Annotated in this window: 6 protein-coding genes; 3 read left to right on the top strand and 3 right to left on the bottom strand. The window is 44.3% G+C overall.

Annotated elements, in window-relative coordinates; all coding sequences use genetic code 11:
• Positions 1-127 precede the first annotated feature (127 nt).
• A complete protein-coding gene (locus tag DP117_RS22985) occupies positions 128-1888 on the bottom strand; it encodes a ShlB/FhaC/HecB family hemolysin secretion/activation protein (protein ID WP_169220561.1) in 1761 nt (586 codons plus the stop codon).
• Positions 1889-2243: 355 nt separating this feature from the next.
• On the bottom strand, positions 2244-5036 hold the full coding sequence (locus DP117_RS22980) for an S-layer family protein (RefSeq protein ID WP_169220560.1): 2793 nt from the start codon (positions 5034-5036) through the stop codon (positions 2244-2246).
• Positions 5037-5408: 372 nt separating this feature from the next.
• Here DP117_RS22980 and DP117_RS22975 point away from each other — a divergent pair, with 372 nt between their 5' ends.
• Positions 5409-7928 (top strand): tetratricopeptide repeat protein, encoded by a 2520-nt coding sequence (locus DP117_RS22975; protein ID WP_169220559.1) that lies wholly within the window; start codon positions 5409-5411, stop codon positions 7926-7928.
• On the opposite strand, the gene DP117_RS22970 is transcribed toward DP117_RS22975, so the two are convergent.
• Positions 7925-8458, bottom strand: a complete 534-nt coding sequence (locus DP117_RS22970; protein ID WP_169220558.1) for a COP23 domain-containing protein — start codon at positions 8456-8458, stop codon at positions 7925-7927. The two genes, DP117_RS22975 and DP117_RS22970, sit on opposite strands and share 4 nt — an antisense overlap.
• A 421-nt stretch (positions 8459-8879) precedes the next feature.
• Between DP117_RS22970 and DP117_RS22965 the strand changes: the two genes are divergently transcribed.
• On the top strand, positions 8880-11402 hold the full coding sequence (locus tag DP117_RS22965) for an S-layer family protein (protein ID WP_169220557.1): 2523 nt from the start codon (positions 8880-8882) through the stop codon (positions 11400-11402).
• Positions 11392-13257, top strand: a complete 1866-nt coding sequence (locus tag DP117_RS22960; RefSeq protein WP_169220556.1) for a ShlB/FhaC/HecB family hemolysin secretion/activation protein — start codon at positions 11392-11394, stop codon at positions 13255-13257. Before DP117_RS22965 ends, DP117_RS22960 begins: the two co-directional genes overlap by 11 nt.
• Positions 13258-13443: the final 186 nt, after the last annotated feature.

Below are 13443 nucleotides of genomic sequence, written 5' to 3'. Positions count from 1 at the left end.
CGTGTCGAATTTGCCGCAAAAAATTGGGCAGGCTTCGTACCCCACGAATAAATTAGGGGGCGACACGATCTCCCAAAAAAGCCTGCCCAATTTTTCAGGATCAGGCTCCGTGCTCGCCCAGACAGAATCACGGATTGTATTGTATGTAAAAATACAGACCGTTCTCTTGCCATGTTCTTTCCCTTGAATCAACAGAGATTAAAGGAATACCCCAGTCAAGACGAGCAGTAAAGCGATCGCCCTGTGACCAGCGTAAACCAAGACCGACCGATGCTAAAGTGTTAGGGTTTGGATTGTTTCTATTTGAACTGTTCCAGCCGACACCGAAATCAACAAAAGGGATGATTTGTAAAACGCCATTTATCTCACGTACCCGGAAAATTGGGACTTGAACTTCAGCAGAAGCAAAAGCGCCATTATCTGTAAGTAAAAAATCTTGACGGTAGCCGCGAACATTATCTAAACCGCCTAAACCAATCTGCTCTAATGGTAGAAGTGCTCTTGATGCCAGTTGCACATCTGCACGAAGTAACAGTACAGTGTCAGGAGCCAAAAGACGTACCCATTGAGCAAGTCCAAGCCATGAGAAAAAACGGCTATCGGGAGGATTACTATTAATTGTCGCATCTAATGCACCCAGTCCAATGTTAAATTGAGAGCGAGCAGCGATAACTTCACGGCTGTTGCGACTCGTCCATTCTTGAAAAAATCGCAATGCTGATACGCGAGTGCGTCCCTCCTCATCAGCGCCAGGCGAAAGTTCATTTGGGGGAAGTCCAAATTCTTCTCGAAACAGCACAGAAGAAATTTCACTTTCTCGTCTGGAGGCGGTAAAGCCAAGAGCAAATTCTTGCGTCGGAGTTTGGATGACTGGCTGGCGGAATGTGATTTCATAGTAGCGGGAAGCTGATTGAATATCCAGTTGGTTGAAAGGACGTTCAATAATGTCGCTGGATGTCGTACCGTAGTAAAAAGAGAGAGTGCCATTTTGGGGATTGAGGGGAAATGTGTAGCTACCATCAAAAGCGTTGCTGCCATCGGTGTTGGTGTAAGCTAAACTCAGACCATCTCCAAATCCAAGTAAGTTAGCTGAGTTGACTTGTAATCTCCGGCGGAAACTACCAACACTAGGCGATCGCCTATTATCCAAAACAATTTGGCTACTGAAAGTTTTTGCTTCTTGTATCTGAACTTGTAATATAGTTGTACCGGGACGCGTTCCAGCGGTGAGTTCAGCAGACAGGTTTTGAATCAAACGGTTAAGTTGCAGCAGTTGCAAGGCTTCTAGCAAACGTTCTCTATTGAGAGGTGGCGAAGTGGCGATCGCTAGACGGCTGCGTACATAATTGCGTCTGAGTCGTCTGGTACCTGTGACTTGGATGTCTTCTAATTTACCTTCAATGACCTGGATTTTGACAACACCAGACTGCATTGTTTGAGCAGGGATATACGCTCCAGAAGTGATGTAACCTTTTTTGATGTATAAATCTGTGATCGCAGTACGAGCCTGAAACACTTCAGTCAGTGAGATAGGTTTGTTAGTAAAGGGAGCGAGTACTTTAGCTAACTCTTCGGGACTGAATACGGTGCTACCTATAACTTCAAATTGTTTAACAATGATAGTTTCAGGAAACTTGCCAGGAATTGGTTCAGTTGGTGTGGGAGTTGGGCGAGAGGGCGGAAGTAAGTTTTCTGGCGGAGGAAGTGGCTGTGGCGGCTTGGGTGTGGGAGTTGGAAAAGATGGGCGTGGTTGCACATCCTGCGGTGGAGGGAGTTGTTGAGTTTGGAAAGAGTTGTCGTTTGGTAGTTGTGCTGGAGTCACTACTTGTGCTGTAACGCGTTTCGGAGTGAAGCTCAGCAATGCAACTATACTTATATATAGTACCATCTCACTAAATTTTTGATACAAATGCACCCCACCGCCTGCGGCACCTCCCCTTGGTAAGGAGCTATGGTGTACACACATCTCACTCAAAACCTCACCCTCGCTTTTAGCTGCGCTAAAATCTTTCCCTCTCCTTACTAAGGAGAGGGATGCCCGACAGGGCAGGGTGAGGTTGGGAGGGAATTTTGAGTCATTCGATAACTTGTGTGTACACCGCTTAATAAGGAGAGGGGCAGGGGAGTGAGGTGAGACCAGTGCAGCAGGAGGGTCTCCCTCCGTAGGCATCTGGCGTAGACGCCCGCCAGAAGGCTTCTCGCAGAGTACCCGGAGGGTGTAACTCATGAATGCAAAGCGTGTATTACTTTTCATGGCACTTTGATGGTGTTTGCCAACAACTCTGGTGTTGTGTTGGGGCTTGTGCTGTAAATATGACTTCGCCTTTGGGACCGAATACCCAGCCAGTCGCTTCAACTATTGGGGCTGGTGTGGTAGGATTTGGATTGGTGGAAATATTTGTAGTTGAGTTTTTTTCTAATTCCGGGTTGAGAGTTACCCAATCTACTTGAACGGCGTCAGGTGTAAGAATGTCTTTAGGGTTGGGAGGTAAGCCGCCGCGTCCAGTGATGATGAAACTGCTTTGGGCGTAGTTGGGGGAGTTGCAGCCTTGGGCGAGTTGGGTGTCAACGGGGACTGATGGTAAGTTGATTAAGGCGCTGTTGAGGTCGATGTCGGGTGTGTTGAGTTCTACGGTGCCGTTGCTTCCAAACCGGGAACTAGCGGTGATGTCACTTGTTTGTGAGTTTTCTTTTTCTCGAAATTGAGTGCCATAGATACCACTTGCGTTGATTTGGACATTACCACCAATGCCTGTGTAAGCATTGGCGGTGATGTCGCTATTTTCATTAGGGACGGCAAGAATGAAGCCGTTAGGGGTATTGATGGTAATGTTACCGCCGTCTCCAGGCTGCTGTGCAGTGCCTGCGGTGGTGGAAATTTCACTGTTGCGGCGCATCAGCAATAAGTCCGCAATGTTTAATTTGAGGTTACCGCCATTGCCAGAACGCGTCTGTGCTGTAATCTCACTGTTGTCGAGGCGCACAGAGCTAGCATTGATACCAAGGTCACCCGCCACACCTTTTCCAAGACTGCTGACTGTAATTAGTGCTCCATCAGAAATAAACAACTGCTGTGTAGTAATAGTCAAGTTTCCTGCCTTTCCTGTGCTTCGTTGAGTGCCAGCAATCAAACCGCTGGAAACCTGACCGTTTGCGGAGCCACCAATGACTTGTACCTTGTTTGCTGTAACAGTCAAATTTCCTCCTTTGCCCGCACTAAATGTACTAGCAATCACCTGTGCCCCATCTCGCACTAGCAAGGTATTAGTTCGGATCGTAAGATCCCCCGCATCCCCTGTTGTGTTTACTGTGGAAGTATACAAGCCACTGCCAACCCGATCATCAGCGCTTCTACCAATTACTTGCACATCTTGGGCATCAATCCTCAAATTTCCCCCTTTGCCCGCACTAAATGTACTAGCACTCAGCTGTGCCCCATCTCGCACTAGCAAGGTATTAGTTCGGATCGTAAGATCTCCCGCATCCCCTGTTGAGTTTGGCTCTGCGGAAGTATACAAGCCACTGGAATGCTGACCATCAGCAGTTGTACCAATCACTTGCACGTCTTGGGCATCAACACTCAAATTTCCACTCTTGCCCACACCAAATGTACCAGAACCCACCTGTGCCCCATCTCGCACTAGCAAGGTATTAGTTCGGATCGTAAGATCTCCCGCATCCCCTGTTGAGTTTCGCTGTACGGTAGCACCCAAAGCACTGGCAAACTGACCATCAGCAGTTGTACCAATCACTTGCACATCTTGGGCATCAATCCTCAAATTTCCCCCTTTGCCCGCACTAAATGTACTAGCACTCACCTGTGCCCCACCTTCAACTTGTAACGTGCGAGCACTGATATTGACATCGCCTCCCTGTCCGCTTGCTTCTTCTTGCACGTTGTTATTAATGAAACTATTGTTAAGATTTATTGCTCCAGCGACATTAACCTCAACATTTCCCGCCTTACTATTATTAGAACCCAGCCTGCTCTCTATCCCTGCATACAGGTAACTCTCTCCTGTCATCTCTAAATTCCCGGCATTAACTGCGATACTTCCACCATCGCTAGTAGTCACATCTACTCCAGCGCCATTGCTAAGGGAAACATTGCTTCTTTCTACACTATCGGGAAAACTCAAACTCAGATTATTACCATTCCCATTCAACCCAACTGTTCCTGCGCCTGCTAACCCGCCTAACTCGACTCGCCCACCAAAAGCAAATAATCCTCCACCATCCATATTGATATCACCGCCTACCAACAGCAAACTCTTGCCATCTGGTACGCGCAAACCTGTTGCTGTAAACTCAGAAGATGGATTTAAACCAGAGTCTGCAACTGAGTTATTTTCGATAGATGCTGCACGAATTTGGTTAAATAGTAAAGCCGAAGGATTAACCGTCAATAGTGCAGGAGTATTCGGATTCGTTGCACTAAAAAAACCCTGATCGCCAAAAGCTAGAGCATTGGCTGTCGTCCCTACAAACGAACCCCTAACATCCAAACTGGCATTTTTCCCAAAAATAATCCCATTCGGATTAATCAAAAACAGATTAGCATTACCCAAAACACCAAGTTTCCCAAAAATCCTAGATGCATCACTCCCCGTCACCCGACTCAGAATATTCTCAATTCCACTTGGGTTTGCAAAATACGCCTCTCGTCCTTCACCGATATTAAATTGTGAAAAACTGTGAAACAGGTTAGCACCACGAATTGCTCCACCATCAATTCTGTCAGCTTGTGGGCTTGTTGGCGTGACCACAGAACTTTCTGCTCCTAAAGTCCTATCAGCCACGGGTTTGAGTTCTTGAGCAAGAGTAGAATCTACAGAGAATGCGAGTGGGAGCAACACAGCTGCGCTAATCGCACACCAAGGAGCAATCCCTAACCTCAAGAAGAACCTGCACACAAGAGCATTCATCCTTAACAAGCGACACCCCCCAGCACTGCGAAGGCAGTTGCACTCTTTTTTGAGTAAACCACATTTTCCGTTCGTCAAAGTAATATCTACTGACTTCTCAGATCCAGGCACACTAGTTTTATGCAAAACCCTGCCTTTTCTTTACAAAACTTTATTAATTTTCTGAAGAGAAAAACTGCTTAATAGTAGCGTTATTCTCCTCCGCATACCAGTTCTAGAACCCGACTATACGATACAATCTTCTGAAGAACGGGTCGTGTGAGGAAACTCCTGTAACTCTTGTTTTACCTAGAGTTTTCCTGTTTTTGCCCTCCTTTTTTACCAATTTGGTGACAAATCCGGGGTATACAATGCTGCACTTGTGGCGACTCAAGCTAAAAACATACGATACTCACACCGCCACCCGTTAAAACTCCATGAACAAAATTCTGGAGTTTTCTTCAAAATCTCACACAAACAAAACTGCTGAATTTGGAATTGGTTGTGCAACAACAAGACAAGTCAGAAACTTCTAATCACATTGATCAATCAGCTTTTCATCAAAGCGAAGTTACTTCAGAATTAACACATCTACGACCTTTTAACCGCAGCACGATTAAATTATTCAAATTAGATCAAAAAGCCACTCATCCAGATATTTTGCTGGAAAAGATTCTGTCATGGACAGGCGCTCAGCCGTTTCTAACTCAAAAAGTTTGTCAATTACTTGCTGATTCTGAAGCTTTGATCCCTGCTGGTGACGAAGCAACAAGAGTGCAGCAATTGGTGCAAACTCGCTTGATTAATCATTGGGAAACTCAAGCTGCTTCTGAGCATTTGAAGGCAATTCAAGAGAGTCTTGTTAAAAACAAGCAGCGTGATTCCTTATCGCTGCTGCGACTATACCAGCAAATCTTGTATTTGGGAGAAGTTCGAGCTGATGGGGGTTTATTACAAGCAGAACTGCTCAATTTAGGATTGGTTGTGCAACAGGAAGATAAGTTAAAAGTTGCTAATCGTATTTACCAATCTGTTTTTAATCAAAGTTGGATCGACAAAGAGTTAAAACGTTTACAACCTTTATTTAAATTAAATGAAAAAGCAAGTCGCCCTGATATTTTGCAAGAAGAAGTTCTGTTTTGGACAAGTGGTCAACCATTTCTGACTCAAAAGCTTTGTCAATTACTTGCTAATTCTGAAACTTTGATTGCTAGTGGTGAGGAAGCAGCAAAAGTTCAGCAACTGGTACAAACTCGCTTAATTAATCATTGGGAAGCTCAAGTTGCATCTGAGCATTTGAAGTCGATTCAACAGAATCTTATCAAAAATAAGCAGTGTGATCCTCTATCGCTGTTGCGAGCGTACCAGCAAATTCTTTGCCTAGGAGAAGTTCCAACTGATGGAAGTCCGGTACAAGCAGAACTAATTAATTTGGGATTGGTTGTGCAACAGGAAGATAAGTTAAAAGTTGCTAATCGTATTTATCAATCTGTTTTTAATCAAAGTTGGATTGACCGAGAGTTAGTACGTTTACGACCTTTTAGCCACAACACAATTAAATCATTCAAACTAGATGAAAAAGCAAGTCGCCCTGACATTTTGCTAGAAGAAGTTTTGTCATGGACAAACGCTCAACCGTTCCTGACTCAAAAGCTTTGTCAATTACTTGCTGAGTTTGAAGGTGTAATTGGTGCAGGAGAGGAAGCCACAACAGTAGAGCAATTAGTTCAAACTCGCTTGATTAATCATTGGGAAACTCAAGCCGCATCTGAGCATTTGAAGTCGATTCAACAGGGAATTGTCAACAATAAGCAGTGCGATTCCCGATTACTATTGCAGCTGTATCAGCAAATTCTTTATCAGAGAGAAGTTTCAACTGATAACAGTTCCTTACAGGCAGAACTCGTGAATTTGGGATTGGTTGTGCAACAGGAAGATAAGTTAAAAATATCTAATCGTATTTACCAATCTGTTTTTGATTTAAATTGGGTGACTCAAGAATTAGAGAAGACTATCCTTGAGTTTTCACCATCAAAAACAACCAAAACTATTCAAAACAAAACAGTTCCAGAAAGTACTTCCTTAAAGGAAACAAACACTATTTCTTATCCAAGAAAAGTTATTTTTATAAGCATTTGGGTTTTTTTGGGAATAGTCGGCTTGGTTTTCGTTGGCGTTAATGTGATGCGGTTTAATCTCTTTGGGCGTGCAGAACCAGAAGTGGAAACTCTTTTTCGAGAAGCAAACGAGCTGTATCACCAAGGAAAATCTCAAGAAGCAATCACGAAATATAACGAGATTCTAAACAGAGATAGTAACTACTACCAAGCTTGGACTAACCGAGGCTATGCATTAGGTGGCTTACAAAAATACAACAAGATGCTCGAATCCTGCTCTGCAGCAACTATCATTGAACCAAAAGCTGTATATGCCTGGAATTGCAAAGGAGAAGCATCACATAACCTTAAGCAATATGATCAGGCGATCGCCTCTTTTGATGAAGCCATTGCACTCGACTCGAAAGATCCTTTTTTCTGGATTAACAAAACTGAATCGCTGCTAGCAGTCAAGCAAACCGACAAAGCACTTGCAGCCATTGACGAAGCAATTAAACTTTTTGCGCAGATGAATGAAAACAAAACTCGTAACAGAGATTTATCAGTTGCTTTTAGCCATAAAGGTAAGGTTTTATCGCAAAAGCAAGAATATGCAGAAGCCCTGAAAGCCTATGACCAAGCGTTAACATACAATCCTGACTATTATGCTGCTCAACGCGGTCGAGGTATAGCGCTTCAGGGCTTGGGACAATACGAGCAAGCAACAGCTCAATTCAATCAAATGCTAAATGAATCCAAGATGCCACAAGCTCAAAAAGCTGAAACTTGGTATTATCTGGGTTTGACACTGTGCCAATTATCTGATCAAGAAAAAGCATTTATTGCTTTTGAAGAAGCTCTCAAACTCAAGTCAGATTATCAAGCAGCTCACAAAGCAAAAATGAATTGCACTGCATCACCTCGTTAGAAGGGCCACCAACGACGACCAGTCGATTTGGGTTTGATGTCAGAGTAAATTCGACTGACAGTCCTCGCATCAGGAGGTTGTGCTTGTTTAAAATCGCTACCTAACATTTGGTATAAAGCTTGAGAGGAGTTCACTGTTGAACCGAGGCTGAATAAAATTTGAGTCTTCTCGCGATCGCAACTCAGACCTCTACGTTCTACTACGCATACGACAGGTTTTGAATTAACTTTGTCATTTGTCAAGTAGCTCGCACTGTCTGTTTTGTAAAGACTCTGTAAAATTTTCGCTGTATTTTGGCAGTTCTGCACAGCATCTTTGGGTGAGAAATATTCAGGGATGAAGCTGAGGATTGTCACATTTTTCCCTGTTCCTTGTTCAGGAGGGCTAGCAATCACTGTTGGTATACTGGCGTTAGTGTTGCAGGTAATGTTCACGGTATTAGCTGCGCTGGCTTGAGTAAGTGATGCTACAAAGCCTAAAGTCAACATTGGAGTTGTCCAAGCTATTGTCCAAAGTTGTGTTTTGTTCATCAATTGATTTCCTGTCTTGACGTGGGTTGACACTTGAATATAGACTCTATTGTGTTGTCTTTAGTCAGATTTACTTAGGTTTTATATTAAAACAAAACTCGTGCAAGCTTAAGTGAAGCTTACCATCCTTTGGTATTAAACAGGGTGCTGAAATTAACTTCAATTAAATGAAAATAGGGGGCTATCGAATCAGGTAGCTCTTGTGTTCATAACCTTCAAAGACTTAGTTGTTACACACCACTTTCGGGTGGTTGTTTGATTTGGATTCTGGTACTAAGTCGCAATCAAGTGAAGTCGTGCAAGTGTCTTGCTTGTATGTCAGCAAGATACCTAAAACAGGGTTTTGCAGTTTGATGTGCGATTTAGTATGAGATTCTGTTTATCCAAAATAGACCTCAGGGCGGATTCGCCATTTCCAGGCATGAAAATATTTCTCCCTCTAATTCCTCTACTCCCTCTACTTTCTCCATTATTTTCAAACGTGATTGTGCGAACTTTAAGTGTTGGCACTGTTTACCTGTGCTGTTTTCTAATCGGTAGCCCAACTCAAGCGCAAATTTCTTCAGATGGAACAGTTCCAACTAACGTTAGTCAGTCTGGCAATGTTTTTGAAATTACTGGAGGAACACAAGCTGGTAGGAATCTATTTCACAGCTTTAAGGAATTTTCTGTACCAACAGGCGGCGAAGCTTTTTTTAAAAATGCAACAAATGCTAACAATATTAATTACATTATTAACCGAGTCACAGGTGGCTCAATTTCCAATATTGATGGATTAATCAGAGAAAATTATGGTGCTAATTTCATCTTGATTAATCCGAGTGGTATTAATTTTGGTCCGAATGCTCAACTGAATATTGGCGGTTCTTTCTTAGGTACTACGGCGAGTAGCATTAAGTTTGCCGATGGTGTAGAATATAGCGCTACAAATCCTCAAGCAAACCCTCTGTTAACTATCAGTGTTCCTGTCGGTTTGCAATTTGGGCAGAATCCGGGAACAATTCGCGTACAAGGTGCGGGTCATACTTTCACTGTTGCCGATCCAAGCTTCTCACCTGTAACGAGAAATACTTCAACAGGGCTACGGGTACAGCCCAATCAAACCTTAGCTTTGGTTGGGGGCGATATCAGCATAGATGGAGGTATTCTAACCGCAGAAGGAGGACGAATAGCGTTAGGTAGTTTCGCACAAGGAGAGGTGAGTCTCAATCCGACTGCAGATGGTTTGACTTTGGGCTATGAAGGTGTACTTGGTTTCAAAGATATTGAGATGCGATCGCTAGCTTTGGCAGATGCTAGCGGTAGTGGCGGCTCAATTCAGGTGCAGGCGCAAAACTTCTCGATCAGTGATGGCTCGCTCATTTTGATTCAAAATCAAGGATCTCAACCCGCAGGTGCGATTCAAGTAAACACCACAGAGTCTGTAAAAGTCAGCGGAACCAATGCAGATGCAACAATTCGGAGCAGCTTAACGAATGAAACGGTGGGAGCAGGTAGAGGAGGAGATATTAATGTTTCAACCAAGCGCCTAGTCGTAGAGGGAGGAGCATCCGTCTTTACGAAAACCTTTGGAGCGGGAACAAGCGGAAATATCAATGTCAATGCCTCTGAGTCGCTGCAAGTCAATGGAGTAAGTGCGATTAATCCTAGCGTTTCCAGTATTATTGGAACAGTCACTTTTAGTTCTGGAGACGCAGGTAATAATACAGTGTCAACTGGGCGTTTGACCGCGACTGGAGGAGGAACCATTCTCTCTACCACTTATGGAACAGGTCAAGGAGGAAATGTTAACGTAAATGCCACTGATTCTATAGAAATTATTGGCGTCGAACCTCAGTTTTTTATACCTAGCGCTTTGTCTGCTAGCACAACTGTATCTGGAGATGCTGGTGACCTGACAGTCAGTACACCAAGATTGACAATTCGGGATGGGGGAAGGGTCGATGCTTCTACCTTTGGAAGTGGTTCAGCTGGCAACGTTATCATCAACGCTTCTGAATTCGTGGAAGTGCAAGGTGAAGTACCGGGATCTGTAAATCCGAGTTTGATTAGCGCCTCTGCCAACATACCAGATCAAAGCTTACGACAGGTTTTTAACTTGCCTGCGGTGCCAAGTGGGGCAGCACAAAACGTGACAATTAATACAGGTCAGTTGAAAGTCACGGATGGTGGTCAAGTGACTGTGAGGAATCAGGGGTCAGGTGATGCAGGAACCGCCAGGATAAATGCTCGCTCTATCTTACTGGATAACGGGGGTAGTATTACAGCAGCCACGCAATCTGGTGAAGGTGGTAACATCATCCTCGAAACAGGTTCCTTACAAATGCGCCACGGCAGTCAAATATCGGCACAAGCAGGTGGAACTGGTAACGGTGGTAACATCTCTATTACGGGCTCTAGTCCCGCTGATTTTGTTGTGTTGCTAGAAAATAGCAAAATTACTGCCAATGCTTTCGAGGGGAGAGGAGGAAATATTCAAATCAATACTCAAGGATTATTTACTTGCCCAGGATGCGAGATTACTGCCAGTTCTGAAGTGGGATTAGATGGCGTGGTCCAATTCACCATACCAGATTTTGCGCCTAACCAGGAAGCTATCGACGTGCCACAAGAAATAGTTCAACCAGAAGAAGTGGTGGCGCAGGCGTGTACACCGAAGAAAGAACAGAATCGGAGCGAATTTACGATCACCGGGCGTGGAGGATTACCACCCCGACCTGGTGAATTACTGAGCAGTAAAGCTTTAGTAAGTTTTGAACCTTTCCAACCAGAAAATCTCTCTCAATCAAGGACGACTGTTGAACAAGCACAGACCTCAGAGCTACCACCCCCAGCTCTCGGTTGGTATGTTAACCCAAAAGGTACCGTTGTTCTGACTGCGAATGCCCCGGTAGTGAGTCCTTATGCTTCTGCATTGATTTCATCATTGTGCCATGCTCGTTAAATTGAAGTTATGGGGACAAGACAATTCAAAATTCAAAATCGCGAAGCGTTGCGAGCGAAGCGAAGCAATCTCAAAATTAGAAATCTCTTCCTCATTCCCCTATATCACCTTCCTCTTCTTCCCCTTACTCCCCCTACTTTCCCTACTCTCTCACATACCCTCTGCTTGGGCGCAGTCTATCAATCCTGGTATCTCAATTCCCTCAGAACAACCCCAGCCTATCAATCCCATTACCCCAATTCCTCCAGAACAACCGCTACCGACTCCACTTGCTCCACAAAAAAACCCACTCCAGGTACCACCGATAACTCCTCCACCTCCTGAAGATATCCAGAATGTGCCTAGGATGATTGTTGTTGAGAAGTTTGAGTTTGTCGGTAGCACTGTATTTAGCCAACAAGAGTTAAATCAGGTGACGGCTGACTTTATTGGGCAACCTATCACTTTTGACCAACTGCTGCAAGCTGCTAATAAAGTGACTGAGTTTTATCTCAAAAAGGGCTACATCACTTCTGGTGCTTACATACCCAGTCAAGAAATTCAATCAGGTAGTGTCAAAATTCAGATACTTGAAGGTCGCTTGGAAGAAATTAAGGTCAATATCAAAGGGCGGTTGAACCCAAACTATGTTCGCAGTCGCATTGCTTTAGCTGCCTCAAAACCCCTCAACATTAACCGCTTACAAGAAGCACTGCAATTGCTGCAACTTAACCCCTTAATTGAAAGCTTAAATGCTGAATTGACTGCTGGCAGTAAGCCTGGTACGAATTCGTTAGAGGTGAGAGTTAAGCAAGCGAAAACCTTTAGTACTGAATTTAGAATTGATAATTACCGCAACCCCGGTGTCGGGAGTTTTGAACGTGGTGTGGAGATATCAGAAGCCAACCTCCTAGGACTGGGAGATAAGTTGAGTTTTATCTACAGCAATACCGATGGTAGCAATCGGTTTGAGGGAAGCTACACTCTGCCCATCAATCCCCGTAATGGCACCCTACGCTTTGATGTGCGAAGCACTAGCAACAACATCGTTGAACCCCCTTTCGACGATGCGGACATTGAGGTAGACTCTCGCGAGTTTGAACTCACCTTTCGCCAACCAATTCTTCAAACAGCTACTCCAGAACTCAGCCAAGAATTGGCTCTCAGTATTACAGCCGCAAGGCGAGAAAATAATTCCTCGATTGATGGAGTTGACATTCCTTTATTCCCAGGGGCAGATGACAAAGGAAAAACCCGTATTTCCGAACTGAACTTTGCTCAAGAGTGGTTGCAACGAAGTCGTGAAGATGTTTTAGCTGCTCGTTCTGAATTTGGTGTTGGCATCGGTGCTTTTGATGCGACTGTTAATAATAACGAACCGGATAGTCAATTTTTCGTTTGGCGAGGACAAATGCTGTATTTGCGCCGCCTAGGAGAAGCAACAGGCAAGCCTGCTGTAAGTCCTAGCTTGTTAGTCCGTTCCAGCGTTCAACTCGCAAGCGATTCTCTGCTTTCGCGATCGCAGTTTAGTTTAGGAGGTCAAACAACTGTAAGAGGTTATCGTCAGGATGCTTTGCTGACGGACAATGGTATTTTTGCTTCCGTAGAAGCACGGCTGCCCATCTTTAGAATACCAGAAGTGGAAGGAAGTTTACAGATTACACCATTTATCGATATTGGCACTGGCTGGAACACAAATGGAAACGGTCCAGATCCCAATACCTTGCTAGGTGTGGGATTCGGTTTACTTTGGCAGATGGGGGATAACTTCACCGCTCGCTTGGACTGGGGTATTCCTTTGATAGATATTGATTCGAGAGATAGGACATGGCAAGAAAATGGTGTGTATTTTCAACTGCAGTACAGACCGTTCTGAAACCAGAATGGGGAGTTAAAGCGCTTCTCAATTGCATAGACTACAAACTACATCGTAGAGGCACAGCATTGCTCATACGGAAACGCTCATACGTGTCAACAATCACGTTCAAACTTTGTAACCCACGTTGGTTTGACCCCACCCCTACCCCTCCCCTTACTAAGGGGAGGGGAGGTTTTGGCGCAA

The organism is Brasilonema sp. UFV-L1 (genome assembly GCF_012912105.1).
GTDB lineage: Bacteria > Cyanobacteriota > Cyanobacteriia > Cyanobacteriales > Nostocaceae > Brasilonema.
Note: the sequence above shows the minus strand (reverse complement) of the source record. Positions and strands in the feature narration are given on the sequence as shown.

What these genes read in the sequence shown, in the direction of transcription:
- DP117_RS22985 (WP_169220561.1), bottom strand. Translation starts at nt 1,888, where the DNA reads ATGGTACTATATATAAGTATAGTTGCATTGCTGAGCTTCACTCCGAAA.
- DP117_RS22970 (WP_169220558.1), bottom strand. Translation starts at nt 8,458, where the DNA reads ATGAACAAAACACAACTTTGGACAATAGCTTGGACAACTCCAATGTTG.
- DP117_RS22965 (WP_169220557.1), top strand. Translation starts at nt 8,880, where the DNA reads ATGAAAATATTTCTCCCTCTAATTCCTCTACTCCCTCTACTTTCTCCA.
- DP117_RS22960 (WP_169220556.1), top strand. Translation starts at nt 11,392, where the DNA reads ATGCTCGTTAAATTGAAGTTATGGGGACAAGACAATTCAAAATTCAAA.